The sequence below is a fragment of the Aureimonas sp. N4 genome (assembly GCF_001463925.1).
Taxonomy (GTDB): Bacteria; Pseudomonadota; Alphaproteobacteria; order Rhizobiales; family Rhizobiaceae; genus Aureimonas; species Aureimonas ureilytica_A.
This window is the reverse complement of the sequence record NZ_BBWS01000025.1, coordinates 1-20,050: the sequence shown is the minus strand read 5'-3', so window position 1 is coordinate 20,050 and position 20,050 is coordinate 1. Positions and strand designations below refer to the sequence as shown.

The 20,050-nt window shown below is 64.2% G+C and carries 20 protein-coding genes; 8 read left to right on the top strand and 12 right to left on the bottom strand.

From position 1 onward, the window contains the following. Positions 1–85 precede the first annotated feature (85 nt). The 8 genes from chvE to araD1 form a co-directional block, all read right to left on the bottom strand. Entirely contained in the window at positions 86–1,150 is a 1,065-nt protein-coding gene (gene chvE, locus AUL28_RS08030) for a multiple monosaccharide ABC transporter substrate-binding protein (RefSeq protein WP_058600465.1), read from the bottom strand. Between the two features lie 164 nt (positions 1,151–1,314). Further along, positions 1,315–1,956, bottom strand: a complete 642-nt coding sequence (locus AUL28_RS08025; RefSeq protein ID WP_058633791.1) for a 2-dehydro-3-deoxy-6-phosphogalactonate aldolase — start codon at positions 1,954–1,956, stop codon at positions 1,315–1,317. Between the two features lie 6 nt (positions 1,957–1,962). Further along, positions 1,963–2,880, bottom strand: coding sequence for a 2-dehydro-3-deoxygalactonokinase (locus tag AUL28_RS08020; protein WP_062231509.1), 918 nt, complete (start codon positions 2,878–2,880; stop codon positions 1,963–1,965). 2 nt (positions 2,881–2,882) lie between these two features. Continuing rightward, positions 2,883–3,761: an SMP-30/gluconolactonase/LRE family protein gene (locus AUL28_RS08015; protein WP_058600462.1), complete on the bottom strand. Its 879-nt coding sequence runs from the start codon at positions 3,759–3,761 to the stop codon at positions 2,883–2,885. Positions 3,762–3,792: 31 nt separating this feature from the next. Next, the gene (locus AUL28_RS08010) at positions 3,793–5,625 is read right to left on the bottom strand and encodes an IlvD/Edd family dehydratase (RefSeq protein WP_058600461.1); all 1,833 of its coding nucleotides are present in this window, start codon (positions 5,623–5,625) and stop codon (positions 3,793–3,795) included. Positions 5,626–5,691: 66 nt separating this feature from the next. Next, complete coding sequence (locus tag AUL28_RS08005) at positions 5,692–6,765, bottom strand: aldose epimerase family protein (protein ID WP_062231507.1); 1,074 nt, start codon at positions 6,763–6,765, stop codon at positions 5,692–5,694. Positions 6,766–6,769: 4 nt separating this feature from the next. Further along, positions 6,770–7,699, bottom strand: coding sequence for a Gfo/Idh/MocA family protein (locus AUL28_RS08000; RefSeq protein WP_062231505.1), 930 nt, complete (start codon positions 7,697–7,699; stop codon positions 6,770–6,772). Between the two features lie 10 nt (positions 7,700–7,709). Continuing rightward, a complete protein-coding gene (gene araD1 / locus AUL28_RS07995; RefSeq protein ID WP_062231503.1) occupies positions 7,710–8,699 on the bottom strand; it encodes an AraD1 family protein in 990 nt (329 codons plus the stop codon). 256 nt (positions 8,700–8,955) lie between these two features. Between araD1 and AUL28_RS07990 the strand changes: the two genes are divergently transcribed. From AUL28_RS07990 to AUL28_RS07980, 3 genes are all read left to right on the top strand, one after another. Beyond that, on the top strand, positions 8,956–10,347 hold the full coding sequence (locus AUL28_RS07990) for an MATE family efflux transporter (RefSeq protein WP_062231568.1): 1,392 nt from the start codon (positions 8,956–8,958) through the stop codon (positions 10,345–10,347). 233 nt (positions 10,348–10,580) lie between these two features. Next, on the top strand, positions 10,581–10,979 hold the full coding sequence (locus AUL28_RS07985; RefSeq protein WP_062231566.1) for a response regulator: 399 nt from the start codon (positions 10,581–10,583) through the stop codon (positions 10,977–10,979). Between the two features lie 134 nt (positions 10,980–11,113). Further along, positions 11,114–11,479 (top strand): hypothetical protein, encoded by a 366-nt coding sequence (locus AUL28_RS07980; RefSeq protein ID WP_058633797.1) that lies wholly within the window; start codon positions 11,114–11,116, stop codon positions 11,477–11,479. 67 nt (positions 11,480–11,546) lie between these two features. On the opposite strand, the gene AUL28_RS07975 is transcribed toward AUL28_RS07980, so the two are convergent. From AUL28_RS07975 to AUL28_RS07960, 4 genes are all read right to left on the bottom strand, one after another. After that, positions 11,547–11,870 carry a hypothetical protein gene (locus AUL28_RS07975; RefSeq protein ID WP_062231502.1) on the bottom strand — a complete coding sequence of 108 codons (324 nt, stop codon included), beginning with the start codon at positions 11,868–11,870 and terminating at the stop codon, positions 11,547–11,549. A gap of 79 nt (positions 11,871–11,949) precedes the next feature. Continuing rightward, complete coding sequence (locus tag AUL28_RS07970; protein ID WP_062231500.1) at positions 11,950–12,504, bottom strand: SIS domain-containing protein; 555 nt, start codon at positions 12,502–12,504, stop codon at positions 11,950–11,952. A gap of 10 nt (positions 12,505–12,514) precedes the next feature. Beyond that, complete coding sequence (gene rhaI, locus AUL28_RS07965; protein WP_062231499.1) at positions 12,515–13,810, bottom strand: L-rhamnose catabolism isomerase; 1,296 nt, start codon at positions 13,808–13,810, stop codon at positions 12,515–12,517. Between the two features lie 77 nt (positions 13,811–13,887). Further along, positions 13,888–15,969, bottom strand: a complete 2,082-nt coding sequence (locus AUL28_RS07960; RefSeq protein WP_062231497.1) for a bifunctional rhamnulose-1-phosphate aldolase/short-chain dehydrogenase — start codon at positions 15,967–15,969, stop codon at positions 13,888–13,890. Positions 15,970–16,159: 190 nt separating this feature from the next. On the opposite strand from AUL28_RS07960, the gene AUL28_RS07955 reads away from it, so the two are divergent. The 5 genes from AUL28_RS07955 to AUL28_RS07935 all read left to right on the top strand — a co-directional run. After that, positions 16,160–16,966: a DeoR/GlpR family DNA-binding transcription regulator gene (locus AUL28_RS07955; RefSeq protein WP_058600451.1), complete on the top strand. Its 807-nt coding sequence runs from the start codon at positions 16,160–16,162 to the stop codon at positions 16,964–16,966. Between the two features lie 11 nt (positions 16,967–16,977). After that, a complete protein-coding gene (locus AUL28_RS07950) occupies positions 16,978–17,292 on the top strand; it encodes an L-rhamnose mutarotase (protein WP_062231565.1) in 315 nt (104 codons plus the stop codon). 3 nt (positions 17,293–17,295) lie between these two features. Further along, positions 17,296–18,693, top strand: a complete 1,398-nt coding sequence (locus tag AUL28_RS07945) for an FGGY-family carbohydrate kinase (RefSeq protein WP_062231495.1) — start codon at positions 17,296–17,298, stop codon at positions 18,691–18,693. Continuing rightward, positions 18,690–19,634, top strand: a complete 945-nt coding sequence (locus AUL28_RS07940) for a helix-turn-helix domain-containing protein (RefSeq protein WP_082640340.1) — start codon at positions 18,690–18,692, stop codon at positions 19,632–19,634. Before AUL28_RS07945 ends, AUL28_RS07940 begins: the two co-directional genes overlap by 4 nt. A gap of 109 nt (positions 19,635–19,743) precedes the next feature. Continuing rightward, on the top strand, positions 19,744–20,050 hold a 307-nt coding region (locus AUL28_RS07935; RefSeq protein WP_156419930.1), incomplete at its 3' end, for an alcohol dehydrogenase catalytic domain-containing protein.

Genomic DNA, 20,050 nt, shown 5'->3' with positions numbered 1-20,050 from the left:
TTCGCGTGGTCCCGCGAAGAGCCATGCCGATCAGGCGGCGAAGGCGTGATCGGCGCAGACGGGAAGCCGGCGCCGATCAGACAGCTTACTTCAGCTGATCGGCCGTGTAGTAGCCGCTATCCACCAGCACCTTGACCGCATTGTCCTTGGTGATGAGGATCGGCTTCAGCAACTCGGCCGGGACGATCTTGACGCCATTGTCGTAGGTCTTGGTGTCGTTGACCTCGACCTGTTTCCCGCCGAGCGTCGCTTCGACCATGCCCACGGCAGCCTTGGCGAGATCGCGTGTGTCCTTGAAAATGGTCGAGGTCTGGTTGCCGGCGAGAATGGCCTTCACCGACGGCAGTTCGGCGTCCTGACCGGTGATAACCGGCATCTTCTTGTCGCCTGAGCCATAGCCGACGCCTTTGAGCGACGAAATGATGCCGATGGCGAGCACGTCATTGGGAGCCAGAACCGCATCGACGTTCTTGTCGGTGTAGTGAGCCGACAGGAGATTATCCATGCGGGCCTGTGCGGTCGCCGCATCCCAGCGCAGCGTGCCGACGACGTTCATGCCGGTCTGGCCCGACGGAATCACGAGCTTGCCCTGATCGATATAGGGCTGCAGCACGCTCATCGCGCCGTTGTAGAAGAAGAAGGCGTTGTTATCGTCCGGCGAGCCGCCGAAAAGCTCGATGTTGAAGGGGCCCTTGCCGTCCTTCAGCCCGAGCGCGTCGACGATCGAGGTCGCCTGGAGCACACCGACCTGATAATTATCGAAGGTCGCATAATAGCTGACATTCGGCGAATTGCGGATCAGGCGATCATAGGCGATGACCTTGATGCCGCTGTCGGCGGCCTTCTGAAGGATGTCGGTCATCGTCGTGCCATCGACCGGCGCGATCACCAGAACCTGCGCGCCCTTGGTCACCATGTTCTCGATCTGCGAGAGCTGGGTCGAGACGTCGTCTTCCGCATACTGAAGATCGGCGTCGTAGCCCTTGTCCTTCAGCGTCTTCACCATGTTGGCGCCGTCGGCGATCCATCGCGCGACAGACTTGTCCGGCATGGACACGCCGACGACGGCCTTGTCCTGTGCGGATGCTGCACCCGCAAACGCCATCGCTCCCAATGCCACCGCAGCCAGCAGCGTTTTCATCGTCTTCATTCTGTCCCTCCCGAATGAAACCGTCGCAACGGTTCCCTCACAGACATCACGGCCCTGACCCGCGCCGCCGATTCGAAGCCGGCCTCTCCTCGCCGAATTCGAATTTGTCTGACGATTATCCGATCGTCACCACAGCGACAACGGAATTCTTCCAGCCGCCTGATTTATCCTAAACCGAATATGCGGTCGTAGAGCAAGATGGTGCGATCGGCTCGTGCACGTATTTCTTGTATATCCATCCCAGGTTTGTAGAGCGAGGAGCCCAGCCCAAAGGCGCGGACACCGACCTTGGCGAAACCCTCGAAATCAGTCTCGGAAACGCCACCGACGACGCCGACTTCGCAATCCTTCGGCAGAACGGCGCGCACGGCCGAAACGCCAGCCGGGCCCAGGACATTGGCCGGGAAGAACTTGAGCGCCGAAGCGCCGGCCGCGAGCGCCTGAAAGGCTTCGGTCGGCGTGAAGACACCCGGCATCGTCACCATGCCATGCTCGCCCGCGCGCCGGAGAACGGCGGCATCGACATTGGGCGAAACCAGAAGACGACCGCCGACATCGGCCAGCCGATCGACATTCTCGACCGAAAGAACGGTACCGGCGCCGATATAATGCGCGTCCGTCCCCAGGCGCACGGCCTTGCCGATGGAATTGAACGCGTCCGGCGAGTTCAGCGGAATCTCGATCGCCTCGAAACCGGCCTCCATCAGCGTGGTGACGATGGCTTCGGTTTCTTCGGGGCGAATCCCCCGCAGAATGGCGACGAGCGAACGGCGAAGCTGCGGCCAGGGAATGCGGGTAGCGGTCATGGACGATCAGCTTTCTTTGCTGAAAAGAGAGATGGCGGCCTGGGCCAGCCCGTGCCGCACGCAGGAGTCGGCATCCAGTCGGCGGAACGCGCCCATGCCGATAGCCTCGAACGCGGCGACATAAAGATCGGCGATCGGGCCGGACGCGAGAAGGGCCGCCCCGTGCAGATCGCCATGGCGCTCTGCCGCGCCCGCGAGTTCTAGACCGAGCAACAGGCCCGAGAGGCGCGCGGCCTGATCGGTCAGCGCCGCCCCATGCAGGAGCCAGCCGGCCCGGATCGAAAACAGGAAGTTCGTGGCCAAGGCCGGCGCTTCGAAAGCGCGGCGCACACCATCCAGAAAGGCCGGGGTCGCGGCAACCGACCCCTCGCCTTCCACCGCCTGCTTGAGAATGGATTGCGAGCGCAGCAGCTGGAACAACTCGCCCGTCATGAAGGTCGAAAAGGCTTCGATCACCCCGTCGGACAAGGATACCCATTTGGAATGGGTGCCGGGCATACAAACGAGGCCGGTGCGGTAGCCTTCCGCGACGACGCCCAGAAGCTGGGTTTCCTCACCGCGCATGACGTCGGGCTCCCAGGAAGCGCGTTGCGCCAGCCCCGGCAGGATGAAGACCGGACGCGCGATCCCCGGAACCTTGATCGCGCGCGCGCCGAGGTCGCCGAGTTCCAGCGGCGTTTCGAGATAGGCGGCTTCCACCCAGCCGGCGCGCGAGCCCACCATTCCGCATAGAACGGCGGGCGCGTCGGGGCCGAGACCGAGCTCGGCCAGATGCTGTTCGAGCACCGTCTCGAAGCCTCGCTCGGCGGCTGTCGTCAACCCGTCTCGCGCGCGTGTCTCGTTGAGAACATTCCCGTTGCCATCAATGGCCCACGCGCGAAACGACGTGGTGCCCCAATCGACGGCGGCATAAGTCGGCAGCATGATCAAATCCGAACCAGCGGATCGGGAATTCCGCGTGCGTTGACATCGAGGACGAGCGTCATGCCGGCCTTGGGATCGGCCTGAAGATCGGCTTCGCTCATGCCCTCTCGGGCCGTCGTCACCAGGAGGCGATCGAGATCGGGACCGATAAAGGCCGGGCAGCTCGGGCGCGTTGCCGGCACGCGGATCGTGCGCACCCGGTCGCCTTCCGGGGTGTAGACGTCGATGCAGGACGCACCCCAGCGCGCGCTCCAGATTAGGCCTTCGGCATCCACGACCGCGCCATCGAGACCGCCTTCGCCGCCGCGATGATCGTAAAGAATCGATGGTTGGCCGATCGGCAGGCCGGTGTCCGGGTCGAGCGGCACGCGGTGATAGATCCCGGCATGGGTATCGGTGAAATACCCGAAGCGCCCATCCGGCGAGAAGCAGATGCCGTTCGGAATGGTGATCTCGGAATAGAGCTTGCGAACCTCGCCATCCCGGAACCAGTAGATCGCGCCCGCGCCCTCCTCGGCGCGACGCCCCATCGTACCGATCCAGAGCGCGCCGGCGGGATGCACCCGCCCGTCATTGGAGCGCGTGGCCGGATTGTCGGATTCCAGCGGCGTATGCAGTTCCATGCGCCCGCTTGCGGCATCGCGCACGAAAAGCCCATCGGCGGTCGCTACCAGATGACGCCGAGCGTCGATGGGGGCGATGACGCTCCCCATCGACGGCAGATCATGGACGGTCACGGAACCGGCGGAGAGCCGCGCCTCGAACAGTTTGCTTTCGAGAATGTCGAACCACCAGGCGGTGTTGGTGCGACCGTCGTAGCACGGCCCCTCGCCTAGATGGCAGGATTGATCCGACAGGATCTCGATGGCGATATCGCTCAAGCCGCAAGCCCTCTCATGTTCCGTGCGCCGCTCAGTGGTTATCGCGGGGCACGCCGCGCGTCTGCGCGAGACGCTGGTATTGCACCGCGTTTTCGAGGACGGCGCCAGTCTCCATCTGGCCGACCAGCGTGCGCTGAATCTCCTGCCAGGGGGTCTGGTGATCCGGGTACTTGTAGCCGCCCTCAGCCTTCAACGCCGCGCGGCGCTCGGCCAGCTCGTCGTCGGAGATGAGGATATTGGCCGTGCCGCGTCCCAGATCGATGCGTACCCGGTCTCCGGTCTTGAGCACCGCGAGATTGCCGCCCGCCGCCGCTTCGGGCGAAGCGTTGAGGATGGAGGGCGAGCCCGACGTGCCGGACTGACGGCCGTCGCCGATGCAGGCGAGCGAGGTGACGCCCTTCTTGATGAGGTAGTCGGGCGCGCGCATGTTCACGACCTCGGCCGCGCCGGGATAACCGATCGGGCCGGCGCCGCGCATGAAGAGAACCGTGTTCTCGTCGATGCCGAGCGCGGGATCGTCGATTCGGTGATGGTAGTCCTCCGGACCATCGAACACGACGGCCTTGCCTTCGAAGGCGTTGGGGTCGTTCGGATTGTTCAGGTAGCGATCGCGGAACTCGGGGCTGATCACCGAGGTCTTCATGATCGCCGAGGAGAAGAGGTTGCCCTTCAAGACCAGGAAGCCGGCCTTTTCCTTCAGCGGCTTGTCATAGGTCTTGATGACGTTCTCGTCTTCGATGATCGCGCCACGGCAATTTTCGCCAATGGTGCGGCCGTTGACGGTCAGTGCGTCTTCCTTGATCAGTCCTTGGGTCATGAGCTGATTGACCACCGCCGGCACGCCGCCGGCATGGTAGTAGTCCTCGCCCAGATATTCACCGGCCGGCTGGAGATTGACCAGAAGCGGGATGTCCTGACCGAACTCCTGCCAGTCGTCCACCGTCAGCTCGACGCCGATATGACGGGCCAAGGCGTTGAGATGGATCGGCGCGTTGGTCGAGCCGCCGATGGCCGAGTTGACGCGGATGGCGTTGATGAAGGCGTCCTTGGTCAGGATGTCGGACGGCTTCAGATCCTCGCGCACCATGTCCACGATGCGCAGACCCGTGCGGTAGGACACTTCCTGACGGTCGCGATAGGGTGCGGGGATCGCCGCCGAGCCGGGCAGCTGCATTCCCAGCGCCTCGGCGAGCGAGTTCATCGTGGTTGCCGTGCCCATCGTGTTGCAATAGCCGGTGGACGGCGCGGACGAGGCGACGAGCTTCACGAAGCCCGCATAGTCGATCTCGCCCTTGGCCATCAGTTCGCGGGCCTTCCAGACGATCGTGCCCGAGCCCGTGCGCTGGCCGCGGAACCAGCCGTTCAGCATGGGGCCGACCGAAAGCGCGATCGCCGGGATGTTGACGGTCGCCGCTGCCATGAGGCAGGCCGGCGTGGTCTTGTCGCAGCCGATGGTGAGCACGACGCCGTCGAGCGGATAGCCGTAGAGCACCTCGACCAGGCCGAGATAGGCGAGGTTTCGATCGAGACCCGCCGTCGGGCGCTTGCCGGTTTCCTGGATCGGATGAACCGGGAATTCGATCGCGATGCCGCCGGCCTCACGGATGCCCTCGCGCAGGCGATTGGCAAGTTCCAGATGATGGCGATTGCAGGGGCTCAGATCCGAGCCGGTCTGCGCGATGCCGATAATCGGGCGGCCGGACTGAAGCTCTTCCTGGCTCAGGCCGAAATTCATGTAGCGCTCGAGATAGAGCGCCGTCATGTCGGCATTTTCGGGATTGTCGAACCAGGCGCGCGAGCGGAGCTTGGTGTGGGCGCGCCCGTGCGCGGCGCCGCCATTGGGGCTGGTGAGTTCGCTGCTCATTGGGTCTTTCCCCTGGTCTGTGTCAGGCCGACGCTCGTATGCTTTGGGCATGGACGAGCGCTGCGGTCAAATCGTCGAAAACTGAAAAGCGGAGCGGTGGCGATAGGTCGCCCCCGCATCGAGACGCGCCGACGGAAAATCGGGCCGGTTCGGCGTGTCGGGATAGAGTTGCGGCTCCAGGCAGAAGGCATCGCCCATGCGGTAGGACCGGCCGTTCTTGCCCGATATCGTCCCGTTCAGGAAGTTGCCGGAATAGAACTGCACGCCCGGCTGGTCGGTCCACAGTTCCATGGCGCGGCCCGACGCCTTGTCCTCGACACGGGCCGCCAGATGGCGGCCATCGGCGCTTTCGCGGCCATCCAGGCAGTAATTGTGGTCGTAGCCACGCCCCGCCAAAATCTGCGGATGCGCCTCGCGAATGCGCGCGCCGATCGCTCGCATCTCGCGGAAGTCGAAGGGCGTTCCAGCCACAGGCTCCGGCCCACCCTCCGGGATCGAACCGCTGTCGATCGGCAGGTAGCGTTCCGCCGCGATGCGCAAGTCATGCGACAGGATATCTCTCGGCTCCATCGCGCCGCCGAGATTGAAATAGGCGTGGTTGGTGAGGTTCACGACCGTCGGCCTATCGCCATTCACGGCGCGTAGGTCGATCTCCAGCGCGTTGGCGCGGACCCGGTAGGTCACATGAACGTCGAGCGCGCCGGGAAAGCCGCCTTCGCCGTCCGCGCTATGCCGACTAAGAATGACGAAGGGCACCTCGCCATCGCCGATCGCGTCGATCGTCCAAAGATGGCGATCGAAACCATGCTCGCCGCCATGGAGCGCATTGGCGCCGTCATTGGGCTCGACCTCAAAAGACTCACCGTCCAACTCGAAGCGCCCGCCCGCAATGCGATTGGCATAACGGCCGATGGTGGCACCGAAGAAGCTGCGATGATCGACATAGCCAGCCAGATCGTCATGACCGAGAAGGATGTCCGCGACATGCCCGTTCCGGTCCGGCACCTTGAGCGCCTGAAGCGTCGCGCCATAGGTGAGGACCGAGGCCTCGAGCCCGTCACCCGCACGCAGCGTGACGATCTCGACCTCTTCTCCCGAGGCGAGCTTTCCGAACGAGCGCCGTGAAATGCCGACCGCCATCACCCTATTCCTCGATGAAGGCTTCGACCGCGCGGCGGCGGCCGAGAAGGAATGCGTCGGCGACGTGCTGCAGCGGCGACAGATCGACATCCAGCGCGCCCGTCTTCGTCAGTTCGACAAAGCGGCGATACAGGCCCGCATATTCCTGATCGGGCTCGTCCACCGTCAGGACGTCATCGATGAAGAGCTTCTTGCCGCCCTCGCGCAGGCTGAGCTTGCCCATGTCGGTCTCGACATGGATGCTCCATGTCTCGCCGCCCGTCTCGCGCCAGTCGAACTCCGCGCGAACCGGCGTCCCCAGCGCGTCGGTGAATTCCAGATCGGCCGCGATCGGCGCGGCGCGATTGTCCGGGAAGGACAGGTCCGAGCGCAGAATGAAGATCGGGCGCGGCAGAACGGCGGTGACGATCGACAGGGCGTTGATGCCGGGGTCGAACACGCCGAGGCCGCCCGGCTGCCAGATCCAATCCTGGTTCGGGTGCCACTTGCGGACATTTTCCTTCCACTCGACATGAACCGAGCGAATGCCGGCGTCCGCGAGGAAAGCACGCGCGGGCTCCACGGCCGAAGCGTAACGCGAATGCCATGTGGCAAAAAGCGTGACGCCCTTTTCCTTGGCCAGAGACACGAGCGGCGCGATCTCACTCACCGTCGCACCCGGCGGCTTTTCAAGCATCACATGCTTGCCGGCGCGCAAGGCGGCCTCGGCCTGCGCATGGCGTCCCTGCGGCGGTGTGCAAAGGGACACGGCGTCCACCTCGCCGCCAACCGCCGCCAAGAGTTCATCCACGTCGGCAAAGGACGGCAGTCCGTCCAGCGAGGCGTTGCGGCTGGCGATGGCGACGAGATCGACGCCCTCCACCTTGGCGATGGAGGGAACGTGCTGATCCCGTGCGATCTTGCCGAGGCCGACAATGGCGGTACGAAGCGTCATCCTGCGACCCTCAAAGCGCCTTGATCGAAACCGGCGTCTCGCTGGCGCTCGCCAGCGTATTCACCAGCGGCAGACGGAACGGCCGCGCGTCGATCTCGAACCGGTCTCCATTCTCGGTCTTGACGCCATGCGTCACCGACAGCGTGGCCGTTCCGAAGAAATGGACATGCAGATCGCCCGGGCGACGGAACAGATCATACTTGAAATGGTGATGTTCCAGATTGCGGATCGAATGCGACATGTTCGCCTCGCCCGACAGGAAGGGCTTGTCGAAGATGACGTCGTCGCCGCGCAGAATACGCGAGGTGCCCTCGACGCTGTCCGGCAGCTCGCCGACCAGAAGCTCCGGGCCGAGCGAGGCTTCGCGCAACTTGGAATGGGCGAGCCAGAGATAGTTGCCGCGCTCGGTCACATGGTCGGAGAACTCGTTGGCGAGGCAGAAGCCAAGACGAAACGGCGTTCCGTCCGGGCCGATCAAATAGATGCCCGCCAGTTCCGGCTCCTCGCCGCCATCCAATGCGAAGGAGGGCGAGGTCAGCGGCTCGCCAGGGCCGACGAGGCAGGAACCGTCGCCCTTGTAGAACCACTCGGGTTGCACCCCGACATCGCTCTCGGCCGGTTTGCCGCCTTCAAGACCCATGCGGAACATCTTCATGGAGTCGGTGACATGCTCGCCCGCGGCGGACTTGTGCATCTTGTCGCGGCCGTCAGCCGAGCCGAGATGGGTGAGGCCCGTACCGGCCACGATGAAATGCGCGGGGTCGGGATGATGGATGGGGAGACCGATCCGCCCTTCGGCCAGCGCCGCGTCGAGATCGACACTCTCGCCCTGCCCGGCATGCGCGACCAGATCGGACAAGCTCTTGCCCTCACGGATCGCCGCGCCGGCCAGTTCGTAGACGGAGGCATAACCAGGAACGACATGCGCCGCGCCCGCATCGTCACTGGCGACCACGGCCAGCTGGCCACCGAGTTTTACCTGAAGAAGTCGAAGTGCCATCGCAATACGATCCGATCGGTCGGGAGCCCGTCTCCAAGCCATCCTCGCGCCCGCGCAAGAAGGCTCAATTGTCTGCGTTATTTCGAAGGGCTCCAGTCTTGTCAATCGGCAGGCAGGCGCACGCTCCGGGACACACCCATAATTCGATGCTGCGCCGCGAAAGAACCGGGCGTTCTCTCGATGCGACTGGACATGCCCTTGACCGCGTTCTACCCCGGATCGCCTTCCCCTGCGATGCCGACGGGCCGACATGACCATGCCGACAGCTTCTTCCCCCCAGCCGGAGCTCCTGCCGTGGCGCGGGCATCTGAAGGCGACGTTCGCGCTCGGCCTGCCGCTCGTCGGCGCGCAGCTGGCGCAGATTTCGATCAACGTCACCAACACGGTGATGATAGGTCAACTCGGCGCGGCCCAGCTCGCGGCGGCGGTTCTCGCCACACAGACCTTCTACGTGTTCTGGATGTTCGGCTCGGGCTTTGCCTATGCGGTCATGCCCGTGGCGGCGGCCGCGCATGGCAATGGCGATGTGCGCGGCGTGCGCCGTTCGGTGCGCATGGGGCTTTGGGTCGTCATCCTCTACAGCCTGCTGGTGATGATCCCGCTTTGGTTCACCGAAACCATTCTGGTGCGTCTCGGCCAGGAGCCAGCGATTGCGGCCGAGGCCGGGGACTATGTGCGCGTCCTGCAATGGTCCATGGCGCCCTATCTCGCGACCTTCGTGCTGCGCTCCTATCTCAGCGCGCTGGAGCGCCCGAATGTCGTGCTCGGGATCACGCTGCTGGGTGCAGGTCTCAACGCGCTGTTCAACTATATCCTCGTGTTCGGCCATTTTGGCGCACCGGCGCTCGGCCTCACGGGCTCGGGGATCGCCTCCGTTGGAACATCGATCGCGACCTTTCTGCTGCTCCTCGCCTATACGAGCCGAGCGCGAGGGCTTGAGGTCTTCGATATCTGGCGGCGCTTCCACACGCCGGACTGGCCCGCCTTTCGAGAGGTGCTGCGGCTGGGATGGCCGATCGGCGCGACGATCCTCGCTGAAGTCGGCCTCTTCACGGCGGCGTCCGTGATGATGGGCTGGATCGGCACACTGGAACTCGCGGCCCACGGGATCGCGCTTCAGCTCGCCTCGATTTCCTTCATGATCCCGCTGGGTCTTGCGAGCGCGGCCACCGTCCGAGTCGGAACGGCTTTCGGTCGGCATGACGCGGCCAATCTGGAGCGCGCGGCACGCATATCGCTGATCGTGGCCGGCGTGATCTCCTGCACCGCCGCCATACTCTTCTGGGTCGCGCCGGGACTCCTAATCGGGCTTTATCTCGACATGCGCCAGCCCAATGCGCAGGCCGTGCTCCAAGCCGCCGTCCCGCTCCTGGCGGTGGCCGCCGCGTTCCAGATCGTGGACTCGCTTCAGGTGACGGCAAGCGGCATTCTGCGCGGCATGAAGGACACGCGCATTCCCATGTTCATCGCCGTCGCCAGCTATTGGCTGGTGGGAATGCCGGTCGCCTACGGACTGGCCTTCGTCGCCGGCTGGAAGGGGGTTGGCGTCTGGTGGGGACTGGCAGGAGGGCTCCTCGTCGCTGCCATTCTGATGAGCGCCCGCTTCGTCGGCCTGGAGCGAAAATGGCGGCAGGGCGCTACCGCCTAAACTGTCGCGAGACTACTCCGACGTCGTAGCGTGACAATTTCACAACTTCCCTTGTCGGGAATCCTTCTACATTTACATCAATGACGGGGTCACGGCGCCGCGCGGTGGAAGGTGAGAATGACCCGAGGCCCTGACGACAAAGGCATGACAGGGTGCATTGAGCCGGTGTGACCATCGCGCGTTCGGAAACTGCCCTGGTGGCACGGGCGGACTTCAACAAGGACTTGAGCAAGATGCGGCAAGCAGATGGTCTGCGCGGAAAGCGTGTTCTCGTCGTTGAGGACGAGTTCCTGGTCGCGCTGGATCTGGAAAGTGAACTCGCCGACTCCGGGGCGGAGGTCACCTGCGCCAGCACGCTGGGCCAAGCGACGGGTGTGGCGCAGTCCGGCCGTTTCGATGCCGTGGTGCTCGATCTCAATCTTCACGGCGAAACCTCCTATCCGCTTGCCGATTATCTGGCCGCCAACGATGTTCCCTTCGTGTTCCATACAGGCCAGGGCGAGCAGAGTGTTCTCGCCAAGCGCTATCCAGGCGTCGCAGTTTGCAACAAGCCTTGCGACGGGCGCATTCTCCTGAAAACGTTGGAATGCGCGATGTCGGATCGATCGCCATCAGCCGCCAACAACGCATGAATGCGGAGTATCACTGGTGATTTTCGGCGAGAGCGCCTTGCCCCAGCCCACGCAAATCTCTTGTCCGTCGGGAACCTTCCACTTCAGTATCCGTTGATGGATCGAGAGCTAAACGCTCGGATCAGCAAGATCACATGGAGTCGATCGGCATGAAGAAGACACTTTTGGCTGCCGTTTCTGCGACGATGCTCCTGAGTGGCGCGGCCTTCGCGCAGTCTTCGGAAACGACCAATCCAGTTCCCGGCACCAGCGCGGGCGAGAATTCGGCGGTCCCGGCTGGCGCTGCCAGCACCGTTACCACCAACCAGGACGCTCCCAAGGCCGACACATCCGCGGCCGCGACCTCTGTTCCTGTTCCCGGCAACACGAGCGGCATCGACAGCACACAGCCCGTGCGCAAGCCCATGACGTCTGGCGACGCAACTTCGGTTCCGACCGAGACCAACAACCCCGTCCCAGGCACGAGCGCGGGCGAGAACTCGACGGTGCCGGCGAAGTAAGTTCGGATAATCACCAAACGAAAGGGCGGCCTTCCAGCCGCCCTTTTTTGATGCCGGTCACATCGCCTCAGTGAGAAGCGTGAGCAGCCTTGTCAGCATTCCGTTTGCGCGTTTCCGCCGCCTTCTTGGCTGAGGCCGAACGCTCGGCGGCGCTCCGTGATGCGCTCGCTTTACCGCCCTTCTCGCCACCCTTGTGCGACGACGCGTGCGTATCGGGATGGCCGCGCCCCGATCCGCTCTTGTTGCCTCCGCCACTGTCTTTGTTCACGGTGGCCCAAGCCCGGCGCTCCGCTTCCGCATCGGGTACGCCGCGCTCTTCATAGCCATCCGCGATATGCTCGGCCTTTCGCTTCTGCTTGTCGGTGTATTTCGACTTGTCACCTTGGGGCATGGTGACCTCCCTGCTCGCTTGAACCTCAAGGCGACAACTGGAAGGCTTTGGGCCGGTTCCCCATCGGGTCTTGGCGGAGCTACTCCATATTCGTGTGCCGGGCGCGCATCGTCTCGCTGGACTCTCCTAGCAAGGTCTTCAGCTTCAGCACCATCACCTCGAACAGAACGAAGAGCGCGCCCTCGAAAAGCGAGCCCATGGGCAGAACCGAGGAAGCATTGGTGCCCTGGTCGTCCGCCATGGTCTGGGCCGGTATGGTTAACACATGATCGGCCAAAGCGGGCACGCGGCCGGAGGGCTGCGCGGTGACGACCACGACCTTCGCGCCGGCCGCCTTCGCGACGCCGATTAGCGCCAGAGACGTCGAGATTTCGCCGGGCCCACACACAACGAGGAATATATCCTGCTCGCCCAGAGCCGGTACCGTCATGTCGCCCACCACCGAGACCGACCGGCCGAGGTGGAACAGGCGCATGGCGAAACCCTTGAGCTGAAGCCCTTCGCGCCCGCCCGCATAGGTGCAGATATGACGCGCATTCGCGACGAGCCGGCAGGCTTCGTCCACTTGCGCGTCATCGATGCCGGACACGGCGCCGGCAAGCTCATCGATCGCAGACCGATACAAATCGCTCATGTCTATCCCCTCAGACGATGCCGCCGCCAGAGCCGCGCGAAGCCGGGCGCTCCTGCGACACACGCTGCCGATAGCCGCTCGTGCGGTACGCGGCGATCGGATCGATGGCGCCGCCTGCCTCCAGCCGCGCCTTGGCGAGGATCGGCTCCACATCGAAGCGGAAGCCGGCTTTCAGCGTTTCGGAGGCCATGAGCGCGTCGTTCTCGTCCTGAAAGCCGCGCAGGGCCGCGCGATCCACCAGCAGCGCCTGCGCATAGGCGCGGCGGATTTCGCCGGCCGTACGGATCAGGCTTTCGATCGGGTCGGTGACGTTGTGCGACTGGTCGATCATGTAAGATGGCCCCAGCGCGTCCAACCGTGCACCGGCTTCCACCAACTCATTGAAGACGAGGAAGAGGCGGAACGGGTCGATCGAGCCGGCGTCGAGATCGTCGTCGCCATATTTGGAATCGTTGAAGTGGAAGCCGCCAAGCTTGCGGGAGTGAATGAGCCGAGAGACGATCTGCTCGATATTCACATTCGGTGCGTGGTGTCCGAGATCCACGAGGCAGAAGGCTTTATCGCCCAGTTCCACCGCCGTCAGGTAGCTCGTGCCCCAGTCTTGCACCACCGTCGAATAGAACGCCGGCTCGTACATCTTATGCTCTGAGAAGATGCGCCAGTCGGCGGGCAGACCCTTCGTGATCTCCTTCATCGCACCCAGATAACGCTCGAAGGCGCGGCCGAGATCGCTCTGCCCGGGGAAGTTCGACCCGTCACCGATCCAGACGGTCAGCGCCTTGGAGCCGATCGCTTCGCCGATTGATACGGTTTCGAGATTGTGCTCCACGGCTTGCTGCCGTACCGCTGCGTCCGTATGCGATAGTGAGCCATACTTATAGGACAGTGGCTGGCTGGGATCGTCCGGGTGATCCTGAAACGTATTGGAGTTCATCGCATCGAAGCCGAGCCCCAGTTCCGCTGCCTTAGCGCGCAGGTCGGCGGGGTCGGCCTTGTCCCAGGGGATATGCAGCGAGACGGCGGGGGTGGCGCGGCCGAGGTCGTTGATCACGGCACAGTCGTCCAGCTTCTCGAAGATGCCGCGCGGCTCGCCGCCGCCCGGGAAGCGAGCAAAGCGCGTGCCGCCGGTCCCGACGCCCCAGGAGGGAACGGCGACCGTGAAGCCCGCGACCTTCCGCTTGATGTCGTCGATCGCAATGCCGCGTCGGTCCAGTCGCGCACCGAGCGCGGCGTAGTCGGCCTCCAGTGCCTCTTGGAACTGCTCGTTGCTCTTGTCGATAACGTCTCGATCGATCCGTGCGGCCATGCGCCGTCCTCCCCTGCCTTGGTGAAACTGCCCGGCCTCGTCTCCCGGCCGGGCGTGGTCTCTGGTTTCGGTGCCGATCAGCGCGTGAACGAGATCTGGTTGCCCGCGTCCACATTCACGATATTGCCGGTGGACTTGGCCGACAGGTCGCTCGCGAGGAAGTAGACCGCTTCCGCGATGTCCTCCGGGAAGACCGAACGCTTCAGGAGCGAGCGCTGACGATAGTGCTCCTCCAGCTGCTCCTCGCCGATCTTGGAGGACGCCGCGCGCTGCTCGCGCCACTCGCCGCTCCAGATCTTGGAGCCGCGCAGCACGGCGTCGGGGTTCACGGTGTTCACGCGGATGCCGGCCTCCGCGCCCTCCAGGGCGAGGCAGCGCGCCAGATGGATTTCCGCAGCTTTCGCCGTGCAATAAGCGGACGCGCCGGCGGAGGCCGCCAGACCGTTCTTCGAGGCGATGAAGACGATGGAGCCGCCAAGCTTCTGTCTGCGGAACAGCCGGAAGGCCTCGCGCGAGACGAGGAAATAGCCGGTCGCGAGAATGTCGATATTGCGGTTCCAGACCTCGAGAGTCGTATCCTCGATCGGCGAGGCCGAAGCGATGCCGGCGTTTGACACGAGAATGTCGAGGCCGCCAAAAGCCGTAGCGGCATCCTCGAAAGCCTTCGCGACCGCCGCCTCGTCGGTGACATTGGCGATGACGCCGCGCACCTGATCGGCTCCGAAGCGCTTGGCGAAATCGGCCCTTGCCGCGTCCAGCGCGCCGGCATCGATATCGGCTAGCACCACGCAGGCGCCCTCGCCCATCAGCCGCTCGGCTGTCGCGCGGCCGATGCCGCCGGCCCCACCCGTTACGAAGGCGATGCGCCCGGCCAGCGATTTGGGCTTGGGCATACGCTGAAGCTTGGCCTCTTCCAGAAGCCAATACTCGATGTCGAAGGCTTCCTGCTCGGGCAGGCCCTGATAGGTGTCGACGCCGGATGCCCCGCGCATGACGTTGATGGCGTTGACGTAGAACTCCGAGGCGATGCGCGCCGTCGCCTTATCCTTGGCAAACGACAGCATGCCGACGCCCGGAACGAGATAGATCACCGCGTTCGGGTCGCGGATCGCCGGGCTGTTGTCGTGGCGGCAGCGCTCGTAATAGGCGCGATAGCCTTCGCGATAGGCTTCCACGGCCGCATCCAGACCGCCGACCAGGGCATCCAGATCGCCGTTGTACGGCAGGACGAGCGGGCGGATCTTGGTGCGCAGGAAATGGTCTGGGCAGGATGTGCCGAGCGCGGCGAGCTCGTCCAGACGGTTCGAGCCGACGAATTCGAGAACGGCCGGCGAATCGTCGAAATGGCCGATCTTACGCTCTTCGACGCCGATCCGCGCGCGGATTTCCGGCATGAGCCGCGCGGCGACCTGCCGGCGCTCGGCCACATCACGCGCCGGCCATTTCTCACCACCGAATGCCGGCTTGCCGGCCAGCTGTCCATCGAACCACTCGATGGCGCGATTGATGATGCGAAGCGTCGTCTCGTAGCAATCCTTCGCGGTCTCGCCCCAGGTGAAGAGACCATGGCTTTCCAGGACGACGCCCTTGGCGTGCGGGTTTTCGGCCGCGAAGCGCGAGAGGTCGAGCCCGAGCTGGAAGCCCGGACGACGCCAAGGCAACCAGCCGATCTCCTCGCCATAGATGTCGCGCGTCAGCTCGCGCGAGCGCCCGGTCGCCGCGATGGCGATCACCGCATCGGGATGCATGTGATCGACATGGGTGTACGGGAGATAGGCGTGCAGCGGCGTGTCGATGGAGGATGCGCGCGGGTTGAGATTGAAGGTGCAGTGACTGAGCAGGCCCACCATCTCGTCCTCATGCTCCGGCCCGCGATAGATGCCGCGCAGCTGCTCGAGCTTGGACTGGTAGAGCGTCGCGAAGCCGTCCAGCTTCATCGTGCCGACATCGCCGCCCGAGCCCTTGACCCAGAGGACGGTGACGGTCTCACCGGTGAGCGGATCGCGTTCTTCGACCTTGGCCGAGGTGTTGCCACCGCCGTAATTGGTGATGCGCTTGTCCGAACCGAGAAGGTTCGAGCGATAGAGCAGTCGCTCCGACTCGCTCATGCCCGCCGCCTTGGCGTCGTCCCAGCGATTGTCCAAAAGCTTGGTGGTCATGGGCAGAAGCCTCCTCCTTCGGCAGCCGCGAAAGCCTCTCGCGACGGCGCGAACCATCCGCCCACAACCCAAATCTGTCAACAGGATCGATCACGTTCGATCATGTTGCGATGCACAATGATGATTTTTGATCGAAGATGATTGACAGTTCCAGCGTGAGAGCGGAACGTCAGGTTCGGGAGGACTGGGAATGCACGAGCGGGAGCGTCATCGCATGATCCTGAGCGCCATCGAAGGGCGCTCGGTGGCGACCGTTCAGGACTTCGCAGCGCTGACGGGCGCCTCGGAAGCGACGGTCCGCCGTGACATCGCGCTGCTCGATTCGCAGAAGAAGCTCAGGCGCGTGCGGGGCGGCGCGGAAGCCTTGAAACAGGCTTTGCCTCGCGCCGTCTCCGGCGAAAGCTTCGGCACGCTCCAGACCCGCAACGCGTCGCAGAAGCTCGCCATCGCCCGCGAGGCCGCGCGCCTATGCGAGGATGACAGCGCCATCATCATCAATGGCGGCTCGACCACGTTCGGCATGGTGCATTACCTCACGGGGCTCCGCTTGCAGGTGCTGACCAATTCCTTTCCGATCGCCGAGCATCTCCTTCAGCATTCGCAATGCGGCGTCCTGCTGCCGGCTGGCGCGGTCTATCGCGAGCAGGGCCTGATCCTCTCGCCGTTCGACGCGGACGGGATCGCCCATTTCCGCGCAAGGCGCATGTTCATGGGCGCGCAGGGCATTTCGCCGCTGGGCTTCGCGGAATCGGACCCGCTCATCATCCAGTCCGAACAGCGCCTCATGCGGCAGGCCGATGAGCTGGTGATCCTGGCCGATGCCAGCAAATTCGCCGATCGCTCCAGCTTCATCATCGCGCCGCTGGAGCGGGCCGACATCCTCATCACCGACGAGCGGATCGACGACCGCTCCGCCGCCATGATCGAAAGCGCCGGGCTTCGCCTGATCGTGGCAGTGCTGGAGCCCAAGGGCGAGCCACCGAGGAGCGAGTCATGAGCGCCGACAGCGTGGAAACCTACGCCTTCCGTATGCGGCTTCACCCTCACCAGGCGGACGCGTACCAAGCGCGACACGATGCCATTCCGGCCGAACTCGTCGCCCTGCTGCGCGAGGCCGGCGTCAGCGACTATTCGATCTTTCTTGATCCCGAGACGAACTGCCTCTTCGGCGTCCTGAAGCGCCCGCGCGATCACGGCATGGCGGCCTTGCCGAACCATCCCGTGATGCAGCGCTGGTGGGCCGCGATGGCCGATATCATGGACACCCATCCCGGAAACGAGCCCGTGGCCGTGCCGCTCGTTCCCATGTTTCATATGGATTGAGCCATGAGCGATGCGCCCCGCTTCGTCGCCGTCATCGATATCGGCAAGACCAATGCCAAGCTGGTGCTGCACGACCTCAGCGAGCGGTGCGACCTCGCTGTCCGTTCGTGCCCCAACATCATCCGAGAGGACGGTCCCTATCCGCATTACGACACGGATGCGCTTTTCGCCTTTCTGATCGAAAGTCTCGCCGCCTTCGCCACCGAGCACAGGCTGGACGCCATCTCGATCACCGCGCACGGTGCTTCGGTCGCTTTGATCGGAGGCGAGGACCTAGCCCTTCCCGTGATCGACTACGAGGCGCCGCTGGAGGGAAGCGAAGCCTATGACGCGATCCGGCCGGACTTTGCCGAAACGCTGTCCCCCGCCATGGCGAACGGATTGAATGTCGGGCGTCAGCTTTTCTGGCTCCAGACCCGCTTTCCCGAACGCTTCGCCGAGACTCGGCACATTCTCACCTACCCACAATATTGGGCCTATCGGCTGACGGGCGTGGCCGCCTGCGAGGCGAGTTCGCTGGGAAGCCACACCGATCTCTGGTCGCCCGAGCGCCGCGACTTCTCCTCGCTGGTGGATCGAATGGGCTGGCGGGCTCTGTTTGCGCCGCTGCGCAGCGCCTTCGATCGTTTGGGTCCGTTGAAGTCGGGCCTCGCCGAACGGATCGGCTTGGGGGGGCAAGAAATCCCCGTCTTCTGTGGCATTCACGATTCCAACGCATCGCTTCTGCCTCACCTCCTGACGCGGCAGGCCCCTTTCGCCGTCCTGTCCACCGGAACCTGGGTCGTCGGATTCTGCATTGGCGGTGAACCAAAAGCGTTCGATCCCGATCGGAACATGCTGGCCTATGTGGATGCCTTCGGCCGCCCGGTGCCCTCGGCCCTGTTCATGGGCGGGCGCGAATTCGACATCCTGACGGACCGCTCGCCGGAAACGCCGGGAGACGACGTGGTGAAAGCTGTGATGGCGCGCGGGCTGATGGTGACACCGCCGATCACAACGGGAACTGGCCCGTTCCCGCACGGCCAGGGTGGTTGGTCGCACCCGTCTCACAACCTATCGGCGGCCGAGCGTACCGCCACTGCGAGCCTTTACGTGGCTCTGATGGCCCATGAAAGCCTTAAGTTGATCGGCGCGGCAGGACCAATCATCGTGGAAGGGCCGTTCGCGCGCAACGCGCTGTTCCTGCGGGCGCTCGGAGGCCTGACGGGCCGGCCGGTTTTCGCACCGACGCAGGGCACGGGCACCAGCGCGGGCGCCGCGCTTCTGGCGTCGGGGCGCGACGGCGCGAAGCCACAAGGGCCTGATGACACGCCGCTAGCGCTCGCGTCTTTGCCGGGTCTGTCCGACTACGCGGCGCGTTGGCGCGAGCGGCTGAATGCGATGGAGGGCATATCGCCATGAGCATGTCCGCGTCACGCGCGCTTATGCTGGAGCCGACGCCACCGAACGGGCCGGCCTTGGAGGTGATTCTTTGCGGACCGCGCGAGTCCTTCCGCTGGGCCACGCATGATTATCCGCATCACCTCGCCAAATGGCACTGCCACCCGGAATACGAGTTGCATCTCATCCGTGAGAGCTCCGGCCGCATGATGATCGGGGATCATGTCGGCCCGTTCGAGGCCGGGAGCCTGATCCTGACCGGGCCGAACCTCCCGCACAATTGGGTCAGCGCCATCGAGCCCGGCACAAGCTTACGCGAGCGCGACGTGCTGGTTCAGTTCAGCAGCGAGATTGCGGATCGTCTGTCCCACGCCTTTGCTGAATTCGCCGAGGTCGCCGCCCTGCTGCAGGAGGCGGCCTTCGGCGTCGAGTTCATCGGCGAGACGGCCGAACGAGGGCGCAAGAAACTTTGCGACATCGGCGAGTTGGAAGGCCCGCATCGACTGCTCGCATTTCTGAGCCTGATGGCAGACCTCGCCACATGCCGGGCGGAACGGCGCACGCTATCGAGATGCGCGCCCGCGCTTGGCCTTCACACCAGCGCCTCCCGCAAGCTGGAGCGCGTGATCGCGTTTCTGGGCGCGCATTTCCGCCGAGACATCGCGCTGCAGGAAGCGGCGGATGTCTGCAACATGGAGGCGACGGCCTTCTCGCGCTTCTTCAAGCATCAGACCGGACACAACTTTTCGGCCTATGTGAACCATCTGCGCGTGCAGGCCGCCTGCCAGCTTCTCGCCACCAGCGACAAGTCGATCACCGATATCTGCTTCGAAACCGGCTTCAACAACACCGCCAATTTCAACAGGCGATTCTTCATGGTCTGCGGAGAGACGCCCAGCGGTTACCGGGCGACGACACGCCGTATCCAGTGCCCTCCCCTGATGCAGCGCGCAACAGCCTAGCCCGGAGAAACGCAAGAAAGTTTGGAAACCCGCCTGAATTGGTGTCGCGATCCGCGACAAGGCTGCATAGCATCCATTCCAACACTGCATGACAAGGAGAGGCCATCGGATGTCTTCCGTCGCCCCTGTTCCCACAGTCGATCCGACCGACCAGCGCGCCCTCGTGCTCGAAGCCAAGGACCAGCTTTCGCTTCGCGACTTCCAGTTGGACGAGCCGCTCGGGCCTCACGACGTTCGCATCGCCATCCACACGGTCGGCATCTGCGGCTCGGACGTGCATTACTACACCCATGGCGCTATCGGCCCCTTCGTGGTGCGCGAGCCCATGATCCTCGGCCATGAGGCGTCCGGGATCGTGACCGAGACCGGCTCGGCGGTGACGACGCTGAAAGCCGGCGACCGCGTCTGCATGGAGC

Bases quoted from the DNA above. Each gene is read 5' to 3' on its own strand.
- AUL28_RS08020 (WP_062231509.1), bottom strand. From the start codon at position 2,880: ATGCTGCCGACTTATGCCGCCGTCGATTGGGGCACCACGTCGTTTCGC.
- AUL28_RS07955 (WP_058600451.1), top strand. From the start codon at position 16,160: ATGCACGAGCGGGAGCGTCATCGCATGATCCTGAGCGCCATCGAAGGG.
- AUL28_RS07940 (WP_082640340.1), top strand. From the start codon at position 18,690: ATGAGCATGTCCGCGTCACGCGCGCTTATGCTGGAGCCGACGCCACCG.
- AUL28_RS08010 (WP_058600461.1), bottom strand. From the start codon at position 5,625: ATGAGCAGCGAACTCACCAGCCCCAATGGCGGCGCCGCGCACGGGCGC.
- AUL28_RS07960 (WP_062231497.1), bottom strand. From the start codon at position 15,969: ATGACCACCAAGCTTTTGGACAATCGCTGGGACGACGCCAAGGCGGCG.
- AUL28_RS07980 (WP_058633797.1), top strand. From the start codon at position 11,114: ATGGAGTCGATCGGCATGAAGAAGACACTTTTGGCTGCCGTTTCTGCG.
- AUL28_RS08025 (WP_058633791.1), bottom strand. From the start codon at position 1,956: ATGACCGCTACCCGCATTCCCTGGCCGCAGCTTCGCCGTTCGCTCGTC.
- AUL28_RS07990 (WP_062231568.1), top strand. From the start codon at position 8,956: ATGCCGACAGCTTCTTCCCCCCAGCCGGAGCTCCTGCCGTGGCGCGGG.
- AUL28_RS08005 (WP_062231507.1), bottom strand. From the start codon at position 6,765: ATGGCGGTCGGCATTTCACGGCGCTCGTTCGGAAAGCTCGCCTCGGGA.
- rhaI (WP_062231499.1), bottom strand. From the start codon at position 13,810: ATGGCCGCACGGATCGATCGAGACGTTATCGACAAGAGCAACGAGCAG.
- AUL28_RS07970 (WP_062231500.1), bottom strand. From the start codon at position 12,504: ATGAGCGATTTGTATCGGTCTGCGATCGATGAGCTTGCCGGCGCCGTG.
- chvE (WP_058600465.1), bottom strand. From the start codon at position 1,150: ATGAAGACGATGAAAACGCTGCTGGCTGCGGTGGCATTGGGAGCGATG.
- AUL28_RS07945 (WP_062231495.1), top strand. From the start codon at position 17,296: ATGAGCGATGCGCCCCGCTTCGTCGCCGTCATCGATATCGGCAAGACC.
- AUL28_RS07975 (WP_062231502.1), bottom strand. From the start codon at position 11,870: ATGCCCCAAGGTGACAAGTCGAAATACACCGACAAGCAGAAGCGAAAG.
- AUL28_RS08000 (WP_062231505.1), bottom strand. From the start codon at position 7,699: ATGACGCTTCGTACCGCCATTGTCGGCCTCGGCAAGATCGCACGGGAT.
- AUL28_RS07985 (WP_062231566.1), top strand. From the start codon at position 10,581: ATGCGGCAAGCAGATGGTCTGCGCGGAAAGCGTGTTCTCGTCGTTGAG.
- araD1 (WP_062231503.1), bottom strand. From the start codon at position 8,699: ATGGCACTTCGACTTCTTCAGGTAAAACTCGGTGGCCAGCTGGCCGTG.